The sequence below is a fragment of the Consotaella aegiceratis genome, assembly GCF_036541425.1.
Classification (GTDB): Bacteria; Pseudomonadota; Alphaproteobacteria; order Rhizobiales; family Rhizobiaceae; genus Consotaella; species Consotaella aegiceratis.
Map to the genome: position 1 here is coordinate 1 of NZ_JAZHFT010000013.1, position 15,002 is coordinate 15,002.

15 protein-coding genes and 1 pseudogene are annotated in these 15,002 nt (G+C 65.2%); 14 read left to right on the forward strand and 2 right to left on the reverse strand.

The window, feature by feature from the left end; all coding sequences use genetic code 11:
• The 10 genes from SMD10_RS10980 to SMD10_RS11025 form a co-directional block, all read left to right on the forward strand.
• Positions 1-209: response regulator (locus tag SMD10_RS10980; protein ID WP_331685736.1), on the forward strand; the 209-nt coding region annotated here is incomplete at its 5' end.
• A 120-nt stretch (positions 210-329) separates the two neighbouring features.
• Complete coding sequence (locus SMD10_RS10985) at positions 330-2,570, forward strand: chemotaxis protein CheA (RefSeq protein ID WP_331685737.1); 2,241 nt, start codon at positions 330-332, stop codon at positions 2,568-2,570.
• A gap of 4 nt (positions 2,571-2,574) precedes the next feature.
• Entirely contained in the window at positions 2,575-3,042 is a 468-nt protein-coding gene (locus SMD10_RS10990) for a chemotaxis protein CheW (RefSeq protein ID WP_331685738.1), read from the forward strand.
• Positions 3,043-3,184: 142 nt separating this feature from the next.
• The gene (locus tag SMD10_RS10995; protein WP_331685739.1) at positions 3,185-4,075 is read left to right on the forward strand and encodes a CheR family methyltransferase; all 891 of its coding nucleotides are present in this window, start codon (positions 3,185-3,187) and stop codon (positions 4,073-4,075) included.
• Entirely contained in the window at positions 4,072-5,097 is a 1,026-nt protein-coding gene (locus tag SMD10_RS11000; RefSeq protein ID WP_331685740.1) for a protein-glutamate methylesterase/protein-glutamine glutaminase, read from the forward strand. Before SMD10_RS10995 ends, SMD10_RS11000 begins: the two co-directional genes overlap by 4 nt.
• A 282-nt stretch (positions 5,098-5,379) precedes the next feature.
• Positions 5,380-5,769, forward strand: coding sequence for a response regulator (locus SMD10_RS11005; RefSeq protein ID WP_331685741.1), 390 nt, complete (start codon positions 5,380-5,382; stop codon positions 5,767-5,769).
• On the forward strand, positions 5,769-6,314 hold the full coding sequence (locus SMD10_RS11010; RefSeq protein ID WP_331685742.1) for a chemotaxis protein CheD: 546 nt from the start codon (positions 5,769-5,771) through the stop codon (positions 6,312-6,314). The genes SMD10_RS11005 and SMD10_RS11010 overlap by 1 nt, the downstream gene beginning before the upstream one ends.
• Positions 6,315-6,448: 134 nt before the next feature.
• The gene (locus tag SMD10_RS11015; protein WP_331685743.1) at positions 6,449-6,802 is read left to right on the forward strand and encodes a DUF8776 family protein; all 354 of its coding nucleotides are present in this window, start codon (positions 6,449-6,451) and stop codon (positions 6,800-6,802) included.
• Between the two features lie 136 nt (positions 6,803-6,938).
• Positions 6,939-7,430 carry a CreA family protein gene (locus SMD10_RS11020; RefSeq protein WP_331685744.1) on the forward strand — a complete coding sequence of 164 codons (492 nt, stop codon included), beginning with the start codon at positions 6,939-6,941 and terminating at the stop codon, positions 7,428-7,430.
• 138 nt (positions 7,431-7,568) lie between these two features.
• Complete coding sequence (locus SMD10_RS11025) at positions 7,569-8,816, forward strand: sensor domain-containing phosphodiesterase (protein ID WP_331685745.1); 1,248 nt, start codon at positions 7,569-7,571, stop codon at positions 8,814-8,816.
• A 25-nt stretch (positions 8,817-8,841) separates the two neighbouring features.
• Here SMD10_RS11025 and SMD10_RS11030 read toward each other — a convergent pair whose 3' ends face one another.
• Positions 8,842-10,008 (reverse strand): M20 aminoacylase family protein, encoded by a 1,167-nt coding sequence (locus SMD10_RS11030; protein ID WP_331685746.1) that lies wholly within the window; start codon positions 10,006-10,008, stop codon positions 8,842-8,844.
• Between the two features lie 135 nt (positions 10,009-10,143).
• Between SMD10_RS11030 and SMD10_RS11035 the strand changes: the two genes are divergently transcribed.
• The 4 genes and pseudogenes from SMD10_RS11035 (at position 10,144) to SMD10_RS11050 (ending at position 13,857) form a co-directional block, all read left to right on the forward strand.
• On the forward strand, positions 10,144-11,451 hold the full coding sequence (locus tag SMD10_RS11035; RefSeq protein WP_331685747.1) for a D-alanyl-D-alanine carboxypeptidase family protein: 1,308 nt from the start codon (positions 10,144-10,146) through the stop codon (positions 11,449-11,451).
• Positions 11,452-11,494: 43 nt separating this feature from the next.
• On the forward strand, positions 11,495-12,580 hold the full coding sequence (locus SMD10_RS11040; RefSeq protein ID WP_331685828.1) for a CobW family GTP-binding protein: 1,086 nt from the start codon (positions 11,495-11,497) through the stop codon (positions 12,578-12,580).
• A 23-nt stretch (positions 12,581-12,603) separates the two neighbouring features.
• Positions 12,604-13,308, forward strand: a pseudogene (gene queC, locus SMD10_RS11045) (7-cyano-7-deazaguanine synthase QueC); the annotation flags it as partial.
• The gene (locus SMD10_RS11050; protein ID WP_331685829.1) at positions 13,282-13,857 is read left to right on the forward strand and encodes a DUF924 family protein; all 576 of its coding nucleotides are present in this window, start codon (positions 13,282-13,284) and stop codon (positions 13,855-13,857) included. The pseudogene queC and the gene SMD10_RS11050, both read left to right, overlap by 27 nt.
• Before the next feature lie 17 nt (positions 13,858-13,874).
• Here SMD10_RS11050 and SMD10_RS11055 read toward each other — a convergent pair whose 3' ends face one another.
• The gene (locus SMD10_RS11055) at positions 13,875-14,927 is read right to left on the reverse strand and encodes a Gfo/Idh/MocA family oxidoreductase (protein ID WP_331685748.1); all 1,053 of its coding nucleotides are present in this window, start codon (positions 14,925-14,927) and stop codon (positions 13,875-13,877) included.
• Positions 14,928-15,002: the final 75 nt, after the last annotated feature.

Sequence of the window (15,002 nt, forward strand, 5' to 3'; positions counted from 1 at the left end):
ACGTGAACATGCCGCGCATGGACGGGCTGACCTTCATCGAGGAGGTGCGCGCCGATCGCTCCAAGCGGGCGATCCCGATCCTGGTGCTGACCACCGAGAGCGATGCCGAGAAAAAGGCCCGCGCACGTCGCGCCGGCGCAACGGGATGGATCGTCAAGCCCTTCGATCCCGTCAAACTCGTCACCGCCATCAACCGCGTCGCAGCCTGAGCGACGCAAAGCCGAGCCTGTAGGCCCTGTACGGCTCCGGACAAGGCTGGAATGCGATAGGGCTATCTCTGACTGCGAGCGCGTATCGAAGGCAGCAGAGGGGGACTGAGGGAAAAGACCATGGACGCAATGGAAGAGATCCGCGCGACGTTCTTCGAGGAATGCACCGAACAGTTGGGCGAACTCGAGGCCGGCTTGCTCGCGATGGAAAACGACGAGGCCGATGCGGATACCATCAACGCGGTGTTCCGTGCCGTCCATTCCATCAAGGGCGGCGCCGGGGCCTTCAACCTCGATGAACTGGTCCACTTCGCGCACATCTTCGAGACCACGCTGGACGAGGTGCGCTCGGACAATTTGGCGCCGACGCTCGACGTGGTGCGGGTGCTTCTGCGTGCGAGCGACGTGCTGGCGGATCTGGTCACGGTATCGCGCGACGGCGGCGTCGCCGATGCCGAACGCATCAGCGCCCTGGTCGGCGAGCTGAAGGCCCTCGTGGCTCAGGCGAGGGGCGAAAGCCCCGACGAGGCCGGCGGCGAGGACGACGAAGAAAACAAGATCGTTTCCGCCGATGCCTATGACGACGGTATGGACGGCCTGGATTTCACGCCCGTATCCGTCGATCTCGACGATCTGATGGGCGACGGCAACCGCTATCGCATCACCTACAAGCCGCGAGCCGATCTCTACGGCAAGGGCAACGACTCGACGCGGCTGCTGCGCGAATGCCTGGCGCTGGGCGAGGGCACCGTCACCTGCGACAGCAGCGAGTTGCCGCCGCTTGCCGAGCTCGAGGCCGAAGGCAGCTATCTGTCGTGGACCATCGATCTCGTCACGGAAGCCGACGAGGACGCGATCCGCGAGATTTTCGACTTCGCCGAATTCGACTGCGATCTGACCATCGAGCGCGTCGAAAGCGAAGGCGGCGAAGAGGAGATCGAGGCCGAGGATCCGGAGATCGCGGCACTCCTGGCCCGCATGCAGTCGAGCGAGCCGGAGGCCGAGGCCGAGACCGAAGCCGCCCCGGCGGCGGCCCCGGAAGCCACTTCCGCCAAGGCCGAGAAGCCCGAGCCTGCAAAGGTCGAGGCCAAGAAATCGGAACCGAAGAAGGCGGCCCCCAAGGCTGCTGAACCCGCCGAAAAGGCCGCTGGCCAGTCCTCGCCGACGGCCACCATTCGCGTCGACCTCGAGCGCGTCGACCGCATGATCGATCTCGTGGGCGAGCTGGTGATCCATCAGGTGATGCTGTCGCAGCGCGTCATGCAGGCGGGCCTCGCGCGCGCCTCGGAAGTCGCCGTCGGCCTCGACGAGCTCGAGCAGCTGACGCGCGAGATCCAGGACAGCGTCATGGCGATCCGCGCGCAGCCGGTGAAGTCGGTGTTCCAGAAGCTGCCGCGTCTGGTGCGCGAAGTCGCCGACGTGACCGGAAAATCGGTGAAGCTGGTCACCGAAGGTGAGTGGACCGAGGTCGACAAGACGGTCATCGAACGCCTGTCGGATCCGCTCACCCACATGATCCGCAATGCCATCGACCACGGCATCGAAAGCCCGGAAAAGCGGGCCGCCGCCGGCAAGTCCGAGGAAGGCACGGTCCACGTCGCGGCCATGCATCGTTCGGGCCGCATCGTCATCGAGATCAGCGACGACGGCGCCGGCATCAATCGTCCGGTGGTGCGCAATATCGCGATCAACAAGGGTCTCATCCCGGCCGAGGCCAATCTCAGCGACGACGAGATCGACAACCTGATCTTCATGCCGGGCTTCTCGACCAAGGAGGAGGTTTCCGAGCTCTCCGGCCGCGGCGTCGGCATGGACGTGGTCAAGCGCTCGATCCAGGCTCTCGGTGGTCGTGTCTCGATCACCTCCAAGCCCGGCGAAGGCTCGATCTTCACCATGAGCCTGCCGCTGACGCTCGCGGTGCTCGACGGCATGATCGTCACGGCCGGCGACCAGACCCTGGTGGTGCCTCTGACGGCGATCATCGAGACCTTGCAGCCCAAGGACAGCGAGGTGAAAGGCTTCGGCAACGACCAGCGCCTGATCGAAGTCCGCGACAGCTTCCTCCCTCTCATCGACGTCGCCCGCCAGCTCGGCTACCGCAGCGATCCGACCGATGCCCTGTCGGGCGTCGCGATCCTCGTCGAGGCCGAAAACGGCACGCGTTCTGCCCTTCTGGTGGACGGTATCCAGGGGCAGCGGCAGGTCGTCATCAAGAGCTTGGAAGCGAACTACGGCCGGGTGCCGGGCGTCGCCGCAGCGACGGTGCTGGGCGACGGCCGGGTCGCTCTGATCCTCGATGTCGACGTGGTCGCCGCCACTTCGCGCTTCGAGCAGAACTATTTCGGCCTGGCCGCGGAGTGACTGGATGAGTGACGAGATCAAATCGGAGAGTGTCGGCGCGCAGGAACTGATCGCCTTCTGCATCGGCGAGCAGGAGTTTTGCGTCGACATCCAGTCCGTGCGTGAAATCCGCGGCTACGCGGCCGCCACCCCGCTGCCGCACGCGCCGCACTACGTGACCGGCGTGATCAATCTGCGCGGCACGGTGCTGCCGATCGTCGATCTCGCGGCCCGCCTCGGCTTCGGCGCCATCGATCCGACGGCGCGTTCGGTCATCATCGTGGTGCGCGTCGGACAGCAGATGGTCGGCCTCCTGGTCGATGCCGTGTCCGACATTCTGAGCGTGACCGAGGATATCCTGCAGCCGACGCCGGACCTGGCATCGGATCTGGCACGCACCTTCGTGCGCGGCGTCATGGCTGTCGAGGGGCGGATGATCTCTCTGATCGCCGTTGACAACATCCTGCCCCAGAAGGTGGACCTTGCCGCTTGAGCGGATAGTGGCGCCGGCGCCTTGCCGCCGGGCGATCGTCTGCGGGCATCGATCCGCAAGTCTTCAGCAATTGGTCGCGACGAAAACACTTTCGGCGTCGCGTTGAGTTCGGTGTATCGAAGGCACGTCTATGGCAAATCCGATGCGTGAGGCTCAAAATTCGGAAATTCAGGGCGGTTCGGGCGAATTCGTCATGACCGAGGCCGATTTCTCGGCCATCGCCCGGCTTCTCTATGAGGACGCGGGCATCGCGCTGTCTCCATCGAAGACGACGCTCGTCTACTCGCGTCTGGCCAAACGGCTGCGCGCGCTGGGCCTGTCCAGCTTCAAGGACTATTGCAGCTACGTCGCCGGTGCCGAGGGCGCCAGCGAGCGGATGACCATGCTGGCGGCGCTGACCACCAACGTCACCCACTTCTTCCGCGAAAATCATCACTTCGAGCATCTGAAGACCCAGTTGCTGCCGCCGCTTCTCGCCGACGTCAAGCGAGGCGGGCGCGTGCGGATCTGGTCGGCGGGCTGCTCCAACGGCCACGAGCCCTATTCCATCGCGCTCACCATCCTGTCGCTGATGCCCGACGCGCCGGCCTACGACGTTCGCGTGCTGGCCTCCGACATAGATCCCAACGTCGTCGCTTTCGGCCGCGCCGGCATCTACGACGCGCAGACGCTGGAGGCGGTGCCCCAAGACCTGCGGCGCCGCTGGTTCTCGCCCGTGCGCGATCCCGATACCAACGCCATGTCGTTCCAGGTCGCCGATGAGATGCGCGAGCTTATCTCCTTCCGAGAACTGAATCTGATCGGCAATTGGCCGATGAAGGGCAAGTTCAACGCGATCTTCTGCCGCAACGTCACTATCTATTTCGACCAACCCACGCGCGAACGCATCTGGGAACGCTTCTGCAACTACCTGCAGCCCGGCGGCTGGTTCTACATGGGCCACTCGGAACGCCTGACCGGTCCCGCGACGACGCATCTCAGCTATGCCGGCACCACGGCCTACCGGAAAGGCGGTGCGGGAGACGGCAAATGACAGCCGTGCGGGTGCTCGTCGTCGATGATTCCGCGACCATGCGAGCTCTTCTGAAGCACTCCCTGGCGGCCTTTTCGGATATCGAGGTCATCGGCGAGGCCTCCGACCCCTATGATGCCCGTCAGAAGATGAAGGCGCTCGACCCCGACGTCGTGACGCTTGACGTCGAAATGCCGAACATGAGCGGGCTGGAGTTTCTCGAGAAGATCATGCGTCTTCGGCCGACGCCGGTGATCATGGTGTCCAACCAGACGGCGCCCGGCGCGGCGGCCACCCTGGAGGCGCTGGAGATCGGCGCCTTCGACTGCATTGCCAAGCCGAGCGGCCTGCAAGGCAACACGTTCGGCGCGCTTCCGGCCCTCATCAAGGAGGCGGCGAAGGCCAAGCCGATGATGGTGGCGCGGCGCAAGCCACCGCAAGTGCAGGCGCCTGCGGGAGGCGCGGCACCGCACGATCGTCACGCGGGCTGGCCCGAACTCATCGGCATCGGCTCGTCGACGGGGGGCGTCGAGGCTTTGATCGCCGTCCTGGCGGACTTTCCGGAAGACTGTCCGCCGACCCTGATCGTCCAGCATTTGCCGGCGGCCTTCACCGGCTCGTTTTCGCAGCGCCTCGATCGGATCTGCCGGGCCCGGGTCAAGGAGGCGGAAAACGGCGATATCATCCGGAAGGGCCACATCTATCTGGCGCCCGGCGGCATGCATCTGACGATCCGCAAGGCTGGCGGCCTGCGCTGCGTCCTGTCCGACGATGCCCTGGTGCAGGGACATCGACCGTCGGTCGACGTGCTGTTTTCCTCCATCGCCCGCAATTTCGACGGTCGGGCCATGGGCGTAATTCTGACCGGCATGGGGCGCGACGGCGCGACGGGGCTGTTGGAGATGCGCGAGAGCGGCGCTCGGACCTTGGCACAGGACGAAGCGACCTCGCTGGTCTATGGCATGCCGCGCGTGGCCTTCGAAATCGGTGCCGCCGAGCGGCGCGTGCCGCTCGATCGGATCGCCAAGGCGGTGTTCGAATGAATCACCGAACAGAATAAATGCCGAAAACTTGTATGTAAGCCGAATTGTTTTGTCCTCTAATCACATGAGAATATTTGAAAATACCTGGCAGGAGAGCGGTTCGTTAACCCGGTTGGTGCAAATAGGAAGAACAAGACATGCGGTGGTCACGGCGACACGGAGGGATAGCGAACGCGTGAGTTTGCGATCGATGGAGAAGGGATCGATCGAGCCAGCGTCGGCAAAACTTGGGCAAGCCACCCGGGCGGGGGAGCTTCCTGAGGTTCGAAAAGGACGAGGACAATGAGCTTCAAGCAACAACTGAAAGTGATGATCGTGGACGATCAGCGCACCAGCCGGATGCTCATCCGCGACGCGCTGCAGCAGGTCGGCATCGAGAACGTGGTCTTCGCCGTCGACGGTGAGGAGGCGCTAAAGACGATGATGACGGCGCCCTGCCACGTCATCATTTCGGACTTCAACATGCCGAAGCTCGACGGGCTGCAGCTTCTGAAGGCGATCCGCTCCTACGGACCGACCAAGAAGGTGCCGTTCATCATTCTGACGGGCAAGGGCGACAGGACGCTGGTGCAGAAGGCGGCGGCGCTCGGGGTCAACAACTTCCTGGTCAAGCCGATCAGCGTGCCCGTCCTCCAGAAGACCATGGAAGCCGTGGTCGGAAAGCTTCAGTAATGAATGCACAAGCTTCGCGTCGCCGCATCACCGTGATCCAGGGAGAGTGGAAGGTGGAGAAGGGCGAGGACGTCGTCCTGACCACGCTGCTCGGCTCGTGCGTGGCCGCTTGCATCCGCGATCCGGATGCGGGGGTCGGAGGCATGAACCACTTCCTGCTGCCCGGTTCGGGAGACGGCGGCGGCAATGGTCGGGCGCAGAGCTACGGCCTCTATCTCATGGAGCTTCTGATCAACGGTCTGCTCAAGCGCGGCGCCCGTCGCCATGCGCTCGAGGCCAAGCTGTTCGGCGGCGCGCGCACCGTCGACGGCCTGTCCGACGTCGGCGCGAAGAACGCTGCGTTCGCGCGGGAGTTTCTCGAGAACGAAGGGATTCCGGTGGTCGGTGGCGATCTGGGCGGCGATCGCGGACGCCGCATCGAATATTGGCCGGCGAGCGGTCGCGCGCGTCAGATCCTGCTCGACCGCACGGCGATGCCGAAGACGCTGCCGGTCGCCAAGAAGCCGGTCGTCCAGGACACCAGCGGCGATCTCGAACTCTTCTAGGCGATGAAGCCGGCAGGATGTCGCACCGCTGCCCGATTGGTCCGTTCGCGGCTAATCTTGAGATTTGGGTAAGGCGTTCGGGAGTATTTTTACAATCGGCCTAAGGCCTTCGACGGAACTGGCAGGAAAGACCTATGACCATCACGCCGCTTTCTGACCTGGTCAAGACACTCGCGGATGAACTCAAGGTCCTGTCGAAGGTCACCGACGACATGCATCACATCGTGTGCGACGACTGCGCCCGGGAAAATCTGCACGACGAGAATTTCGTCAAGGCCGTCCAGAGCATCGACCACACCACGCAGATTCTGGAAAATCTGTCCCAGTTCCTCGCGCTTCTGGCTCATGAGACGCCGGAGGACTGGCATCTCGACGTCGGCAGGCCGCTGGATTCGGTCCGGCTCGGCGCGTTGAAGCACCGGCTCGTGCACAATCATGCGCTGGTCCTCTACGACCCCGGCAGCGCCGGCGAAGTCGATCTGTTCTAGAATTTTCCTTTCGCGCGACCTTAAAAAACGCGGCATCGTGTTCCCGGCGGCATGGCCGTCGTCCGGTCGGATATTGACCGGAGCGCCGACGCTCACCACTTCGTGAGCATCCGGTTCACACGAAAGGTCGAGTCCCATGCGCCGCTCCTTGTCCGCTCTTGCCGGTCTTCTGCTCGTCTCGGCTCTCGCCGTGCCTGCTGCTGCCGAGGAGGTGGGCGAGGTTTCCACCGACTGGCTCGGCAACGACATCAAGATCGATGCCATCCGCGATCCCGACGTCGAGGGCGTCACCTGCCACGTCACCTATTTCGAACGCGGCATCATCGACCGCCTGCAGCAGGGCAATTGGTTCGAGGATCCGTCGAACTCGTCCATCGCCTGTCGCCAGACCGGGCCGATCACCATCGGCGACATCGATCTCGACAAGGATGGCGAGGAGATCTTCAAGGAACGGCGCTCGCTGATCTTCAAGGCGTTGGTGGTCAATCGCATCTACGACAAGGAAAACGACACGCTGATCTATCTCGCGCATTCGCGGGAAGTGCAGCAGGGCAGTGCCAAGATGTCGATTTCTACGGTGCCCTTGTTCAATGCCAATCCAACCTGGACCGAGGGGCGCCCGGAATAAGATCAGTTCGGCCGGAACCATCGGACCCGCGAGTTTCTAAGGCCTTTCGCGACCAGGCATAGGCAATCTTTACGAGTCCAAAACTTTCATCCGCCATCATCATTTCATGCGAGTCATTCCGCAAAGCAGGTGAGGCGCATGTCGATTGCGGAACAGCCGAAGCAGAAGGGCAGGGCGGAAACCATATCCGGCCTGCGCGATATCATGCCCGGCTCTTCGGCCTGCATCGAACGAGCCCTGGAGACGGTGCGCGCGCATCTCGGCATGGACGTCGCCTTCGTCTCCGAGTTCATCGGCGAGGATCGCATCTTCCGCTATGTCGACAGCAAGACGGGTCGCTCGCCGATCAAGGTCGGCGATGTGCTGTCGCTGCAGGACGGCTACTGCCGCAAGGTCGTTGACGGAGAGCTTCCGGCGTTGATCTCCGACACCGCCGTCGTGCCCGGCGCGCTGGCCATCCCGGCGACGCACGCGATTCCCATCGGCGCCCATGTCAGCGTGCCGCTGCGCCTCGCCGACGGGCGGCTCTACGGCACCTTCTGCTGCTTCAGCTTCGAGCCCGACCACTCGCTCAACGAGCGTGATCTGCGGTTTTTCCGGATCTTTGCCGACATCGTCGCCTACCAGCTCGAAGAGAGCCTGCTGGCCGTTCAATCCACTTCCGAAAGGGCGAGCCGGATCCATCGCGCGCTCGAGGCCGGCGAACCGGCCATGCTGTTCCAGCCGGTCGTCATCTGCCCGGACATGGAGATCGCCGCCGCGGAGGCATTGGCCCGCTTTGGCGGCGAGCCCCGGCGCCCGCCCGACCAGTGGTTCGCGGAGGCCGGCGAGGTCCATCTGCGGGTGGAGCTCGAACGCCAGGCGATCCGCAACGCCCTGCGTGCCTTCCGCCCGATATGGGCGCGTCATCCCCTCTATCTCAGCCTGAACAGTTCGCCCGAGACGATCATCCGTGGCGACCTCGCCGCGCTGTTTGCCGATTATCCGACCGAGCGCATCGTGCTCGAAATCACTGAGCATGACTATGTGGAGGATTATGACGGGCTGCGGGCTGCGTTGGCGCCCCTGCGCGCGAGCGGCGTCGGCATCGCGATCGACGATGCCGGATCCGGCTATGCCAGCATGCGCCACATCCTCAACATCGCGCCCGATTATATCAAGCTGGACATCAGCCTGACACGCTCGATCGATACCGATCCGATGCGCCGGGCGCTGGCCAGCGCGCTGATCACGTTTGCTTCGCAGACCGACAGCAAGATCGCTGCCGAGGGCGTCGAGACGGCGGCTGAACTCGAGACTCTGAGGGGCCTCGGCGTCGCCGTGGCCCAGGGCTATCACCTTCACCGGCCGATGCCCGCCGATCGCTTGCTCGACCTGCTGCCGTGAGCCCGCCCTGGCGCGCGTCAGTCCTCTATCGGCCGAGCGCGCCTTCCGCCAGGGCGATCCAGTACGAAGCGCCGAACGCGATCGCCTCGTCGTTGAAGTCGTAGCGCGGATGATGCAGGCCGGCCGAGTCGCCGTTGCCGACGAAGATGAAGGCGCCGGGCCGCTCCTCCAGCATGTAGGCGAAGTCCTCGCCGCCCATCAGGGGAGGCGCGTCGACATCGACATTGTCCGCTCCGGCCACCGCCGCGGCCACCTCGGTGCAGAACGACGTCGCCTGTGGCTCGTTGCGGGTCACCGGATAGTTCCGGTCGTAGTCGACCAAGGCGCGGGCGCCGTGCGCGGCTGCCGTGGACTCGGCGATCTGGCGGATGCGCGCCTCGGCGAGTTCGCGCATTGGCTCGGTCAGCGCTCTGACCGTACCCGACAGCACCGCCTTTTCGGGAATCACGTTGTGGACGAAGCCGGCGTGGAACTGCGTGACCGACACGACGAGCGAGTCGAGCGGATTGGCGCTGCGCGAGACGATCATCTGCAAGCTCTGCACCATGGCCGCGCCGATGGCGATCGGGTCCATCGTCGTATGGGGCATGGCGGCATGGCCGCCGCGACCCTCGATGGTGATGGAGAACTCGTCGGTCGAGGCCATGATCGGTCCCGGACGGATCGCGAACCGGCCGACGGCGAGCCCCGGCAGGTTATGCATCCCATAGAGCTCGGTCATAGGAAAGCGATCGAGCAGGCCGTCGTCGATCATCGCCTTGGCGCCGGCGCCTCCCTCTTCGGCCGGCTGGAATACGACCGCCACGGTGCCGGCGAAGCGCCGCGTCTCGGCCAGCACCCGCGCCGCACCCAGCAACATCGCCATATGGCCGTCATGGCCGCAGGCGTGCATCTTTCCCGCCTGCGTCGAGGCGTAGGACAGGCCGGTCTCCTCCTCGATCGGCAGCGCGTCCATGTCGGCCCGGAGCCCCACCGTGCGACCTTCGCCGCCCTCACGACCATGGATCAGCCCGACGACCCCCGTTCCGCCAATGCCCGTCGCGACAGTGTCGCAGCCGAAGCTCGCCAGTTTGTCGGCGACGAAGGCTGCCGTCTCCGGCACGTCGTAGAGCAATTCCGGGTGTGTATGGAGATGGCGCCGCCAGGCAGCGATCTCCGCTTGGCTCGCGGTGATGTGATCGTTGATCGCCATGTCGACTCCTTTGCTTGGCGGAGACCGCATATTAGGCAGTACCTTTCAAATCGAAAGAGGCGATCTTGCCTGTTCCGCCGGAAGGTCCAATTAGGAGCCTGGCGCTCAGCTTCCTCTGATTCTTGGGATGGAACATTGACGATCAACGCTCTGCGACGGTCAGGCTTGCTGTCGATTCTGGCTCTGCTGCTGGTGCTTCCCGCCACCGCAGCCGCCCGCGCCGAGGTCTCCATCGCGGTGGACGTGGCGACCGGCAAGGTGCTGGAGCAGAAGGACGCGACCGCCCATTGGTATCCGGCTTCAACCACGAAGCTGATGACCGCCTACCTGGCGCTGAAGGCGCTGCGCGACGACCCTGGCGTAGCGCTCGATTCCCCGGTGATCATGACGCGCCGTGCGGCGGCCGAGGCGCCCAGCAAGATGGGGTTCGAGCCGGGCTCCGTGATGCGTCTGGACAACGCGATGCGCATGATGCTGGTGAAGTCCGCCAACGACATCGCCTACGCCATCGGACAGATGCTGGCCGACGGCTCGATGGAAGCCTTCGTCGTGCGGATGAACGATGAGGCGCGGCGGCTGGGCATGAAGGACACCCGTTTCGTCAATCCGAACGGTTTGCCCCAGCCGGGACAATATTCCAGCGCCCGGGATCTGGCTCTCCTGGCAATGGCGATCCGCCGCGACTTTCCCGCCTTTCTGGACTATTTCGGCACCGAGGCGATCTCGCTCAACGGCAAGATCTTCAAGAACGGAAACGGCCTGCTCGGTCGCTTTCCGGGCGCCGACGGCATGAAGACGGGTTATATCTGCGCCTCCGGCTTCAATCTGGTCTCGTCGGCCACGCGCGACGGCCGCACCGTGGTCGCGGTCGTGCTCGGCGCCGTGGGGTCGATCGGTCGCGAGCGCATGAGCGCCGAAATCCTGCACAAGGCCTTCGAGACCGATCCGGCGACCGTCGACGTCACGATCGACCAGCTCCAGGCTTCCACTGGGGAGCCGGTCGATATCAGCAAGGAAGTCTGCTCGGCCGCGGGCCGCACCGCCCGCGCCAACGAGCGCAAGGCGGAAGCAAACCGGAAGGAGCCCTTCGGCTCGCCCTATACCGCGGAAATGGATCGTCCGCCGGTAGCGGTTCAGGTGGCGCTGGGCGGCGCGGCGGGCAATGCGCTGGCCGAGCCGGGCATCACGTTGATCGCCGCCTACGGCATCCCGACGCCGACAGCACGGCCGTTCCGGCCCGAAGACATCATCAACTCGCCGCCGGTCATCGTCGCCGGGACGCCGGAGGACGAACCCGTGGCCGTCGCGAGCGCCATCGCTGAAAAAACGCTGAATGCCGCTGACGCAGCCGGTCCCGTGGCGACGACGGTCAACACCGCGGACAAGTCTGCCCGGCACGGCGAGGTGCCGATCCCGCAATTCGCCGAACGGGCGACCAATTGACGTGACCGAGGATCGTCCCGGACCGGCGTCGCGCAGACCGCCCATTCGTTTGACCGTGCTCACGGGTTTTCTGGGGGCGGGCAAGACGACGCTGCTCAACCGCCTGCTGGCCGATCCGGCGGTGACGGACACGGCCGTCATCGTCAACGAATTCGGTGCTGTCGCCATCGACCATCTGCTGGTGGAGGCGTCGAGTGACGGCGTTATCGAGCTTGCCGACGGATGTCTCTGCTGCACGGTGCGCGGCGAACTGGTCGAGACGCTGCTGGCCCTGGCCGAACGGAACAGGACGGCGGCGGCACCGCTGCGCCGTGTGGTCGTGGAGACGACCGGTCTCGCCGACCCGATCCCTATTCTTGCTGCGGTGATGACCCATCCGGCCCTGCTGCAAGCCTATGCTCTCGACGGCGTCGTGACCGTCGTCGACGCGCTCGACGGGGCGCGCCATCTCCAGGCGCACGACGAGGCCCAGCGCCAGGTGGCCGTCGCCGATCGCATCGTTCTGACCAAGGCCGATCTCGTCGGTCGCGACGTCGTCGCGGCGGCACGACGCGCCATCGGCGCCATCGGCCCTCATGGCCCGGTGCTGCTGGCGGGCACCGACGAAGCCGCACCGGACAAGCTTCTTGGCGAAGGCGCCGGCTCGCTCGCGGCCGCCGCCGACCTCGGGCGCTGGCTGCCGGAGACGGAGCATGATCGGCTGCACCCCGCCCACCATCATGGCCATCACCATGACGAAGCGCACTCTCACCACGGGACGATCCGCTCGTTTTCGCTGACCGAGGCCCGTCCGCTTCCGGAAAGCGCGGTTGCCGCCTTCCTCGACCTCCTGCAGACGACACAAGGCGAACGGCTGCTGCGCATGAAGGCGATCGTGCACACGTCCGAAAGCCCGGAGCGTCCGTTGGTCTTGCATGGCGTGCGCTCCTTCCTGCATCCGCCGGTGCGGTTGCCGGCCTGGCCGGCGGGTGTCGAGCGCGGATCGCGGATGGTGTTGATCGGTGACGGCCTCGACGAGCGCTACGTGCGCGATCTCTTCGCCGCCTTCACCGGCGGGCTGCGCACCGATGCGCCCGACGCCGCTGCGCTGACCGACAATCCGTTGGCGATTCCCGGCGTTACATTCTGATCGGCGAGAGGGGGCGAGATCCGATGACGGGCGCAGCCGAAACCGATGGAAACAGCGCGCTGGTTCTGTTCTCGGGCGGTCAGGATTCGACCACGTGTCTCGCCTGGGCGCTGGAGCGTTTCGAGCGTGTCGAGACGATCGGCTTCGACTACGGCCAACGGCACCGCATCGAGATGGACATCCGGCCGCGCGTCCTCGACAGCCTGCGCAACGCCTTTCCGGCCTGGGCCGAGCGGCTGGGCGACGACCATCGCATCGACATGACGGTGCTCGGCCAGTTGAGCGAGACGGCGCTGACCCAGGACGTCGAGATCGCGATGCAGTCGAGCGGCCTGCCGAACACCTTCGTGCCGGGCCGCAACCTCCTGTTCCTGACCTTCGCCGCGACGGTCGCCTATCGGCGCGGCGTCAAGCATCTGGTCGCCGGTGTCTGCGAGACCGACTATTCCGGCTATCCCGACTGCCGCGACGATACGATCAAGGCGATGCAACTCGCCCTCAATCTCGGCATGGAACAGCGCTTCGTGATCCATACGCCGCTGATGTGGATCGATAAGGCCGAGACCTGGCAGCTTGCCGACGACCTCGGCGGTGAGGCGCTCGTCGACATTATTCGCGACGAAACGCACACCTGCTATCAGGGCGATCGCGAGCACCGCCACCCTTGGGGCTACGGCTGCGGCGAATGTCCGGCCTGCCGATTGCGGGCGCAGGGATGGGAGCGTTTCAGCGAAGACTCGTCCGTCGACCCTGCCGCCGTCATCGGTTTCTGGCGCGAGGCCGGGCCGGATCGCTGGTTCAAGAAGGACGAAGCCTTCGATCGAGCGATCCGGGAGCGCTTCTCAGCGACCTACGGTCGCGCCGCGAAGGGACGGCTCGACGACTGGGCCGGTTCGGCCGACGGAGCGCTCGCCCTCGTCATCCTGCTCGACCAGTTTCCGCGCAACATGTTTCGAGGCGATGCGCGCTCGTTCGCCACGGACCCCAAGGCGCTCGCCATTGCCAAACAGGCGCTCGCGCGTGGCGACGCATCCACCGTCGCGCCGGATCTCGCACCGTTTCTGGCCATGCCGCTGATGCACTCGGAAGACCTCGCCGATCAGCAGGCCTGTGTCGACTGGATGCGCCGGATCGGCCCGAACAATGTTCGCTATGCCGAGGAGCATCGCGATATCATCGCCCGGTTCGGCCGCTTCCCGCACCGCAATCCGATGCTCGGGCGTCAGACCAGCGAGGACGAGCGCCGCTTCCTGGAAGAGGGCGGTTTCGCGGGATAGCAGCCGTCCCGTTTCATCTACGATCGATGGTTCGCGGCGGACGCCGCCGGACATCCAACAGCGTTGACCGTTCGGCGCGCCGCCTCGCGAAGCCGGCAGCCGAGCCGGGTCGCTTCGCGGGCGTCCTCCAGGCCGAGAGGCGAGGGCCCGCCGGAGCGGACCGCTTCGACGAAGGCGTGGGCTTCGAGCAGGAAGGCATCGTTGAATCGGGCGAAGAAATCGGCCTGGCCGTCGATCGCCGTGCGCCCGTCCTGCCGAGCGATCAGCGACCGCCGTGTCTGGCCGGCGCCGACCAAAAGGCTGGCGCGCGTGCCGACGAGGTTCATCGTCGCCTCGTAGCCGTGATGGGAGGTGCGCGAGACGTGGAACGTGGCGACGATGCCGCCGGCGAAGGTGACGGTGGCAAAGCCGTTGTCGACGTCGTCGCACTCGGCGAGCGCCGGATACATGATGTGCGAGCCGGTCGCCGTCAGGTCGACCGCTTCGGTGCCGTCGAGCATCCATCGCACGAGGTCGATGTCGTGGATGCAGCAGTCGAGGAAGATGCCTCCCGACGTCGGCGCGAACTTGACGAAGAACCCGTCCGGATCGACCGGGTCCTGCGAAACGCATCCGATATGAAACAGCGTCCCCAACCGGCCGTCGGCGAGTTGCCGTTTGGCCTCCGCGTAGGCGGGGTCGAACCGCCGCATGAAGCCGACCATGGCCAGCTGTTGCGGACAGGCCTTGGCGACGGCGATGACCCGATCGCAGTCCTCGACGGTCAGAGCCAACGGCTTTTCGCAGAAGACGTGCTTGCCGGCCTTCAGCACGTCGATGGTCTGGTCGGCGTGCAGCGAGGTCGGCGTGACCAGCCAGACCGCGTCCAGACGCTGATGGTCGAGCAGCGGCCCCAACCCGTCATAGGTCCTGACGCCGGGGAGAGCCCCAGCTGCCCAATCGCGCTCCTCGGCGATCGGGCTGGCGGCGGCGACCAGAGCCGCACCGGGAACGTTCAGCGCCAGATTGCGGGCATGGCGTTTGCCGAGGCGGCCAAGGCCGACAATTCCCACCTGTAACGTCTCGCTCATCGCGCACCCACTCTCCCGGCGCCCATCCGGCACCGGTTTTGAGTGGCCGAGACGCCGGCCCGTTCGCAAAGCGGT

What these genes read in the sequence shown, in the direction of transcription:
- SMD10_RS10985 (WP_331685737.1), top strand. Translation starts at nt 330, where the DNA reads ATGGACGCAATGGAAGAGATCCGCGCGACGTTCTTCGAGGAATGCACC.
- SMD10_RS11055 (WP_331685748.1), bottom strand. Translation starts at nt 14,927, where the DNA reads ATGAGCGAGACGTTACAGGTGGGAATTGTCGGCCTTGGCCGCCTCGGC.
- SMD10_RS11005 (WP_331685741.1), top strand. Translation starts at nt 5,380, where the DNA reads ATGAGCTTCAAGCAACAACTGAAAGTGATGATCGTGGACGATCAGCGC.
- SMD10_RS11010 (WP_331685742.1), top strand. Translation starts at nt 5,769, where the DNA reads ATGAATGCACAAGCTTCGCGTCGCCGCATCACCGTGATCCAGGGAGAG.
- SMD10_RS11015 (WP_331685743.1), top strand. Translation starts at nt 6,449, where the DNA reads ATGACCATCACGCCGCTTTCTGACCTGGTCAAGACACTCGCGGATGAA.
- SMD10_RS11025 (WP_331685745.1), top strand. Translation starts at nt 7,569, where the DNA reads ATGTCGATTGCGGAACAGCCGAAGCAGAAGGGCAGGGCGGAAACCATA.
- SMD10_RS10995 (WP_331685739.1), top strand. Translation starts at nt 3,185, where the DNA reads ATGCGTGAGGCTCAAAATTCGGAAATTCAGGGCGGTTCGGGCGAATTC.
- SMD10_RS11000 (WP_331685740.1), top strand. Translation starts at nt 4,072, where the DNA reads ATGACAGCCGTGCGGGTGCTCGTCGTCGATGATTCCGCGACCATGCGA.
- SMD10_RS11020 (WP_331685744.1), top strand. Translation starts at nt 6,939, where the DNA reads ATGCGCCGCTCCTTGTCCGCTCTTGCCGGTCTTCTGCTCGTCTCGGCT.
- SMD10_RS10990 (WP_331685738.1), top strand. Translation starts at nt 2,575, where the DNA reads ATGAGTGACGAGATCAAATCGGAGAGTGTCGGCGCGCAGGAACTGATC.
- SMD10_RS11030 (WP_331685746.1), bottom strand. Translation starts at nt 10,008, where the DNA reads ATGGCGATCAACGATCACATCACCGCGAGCCAAGCGGAGATCGCTGCC.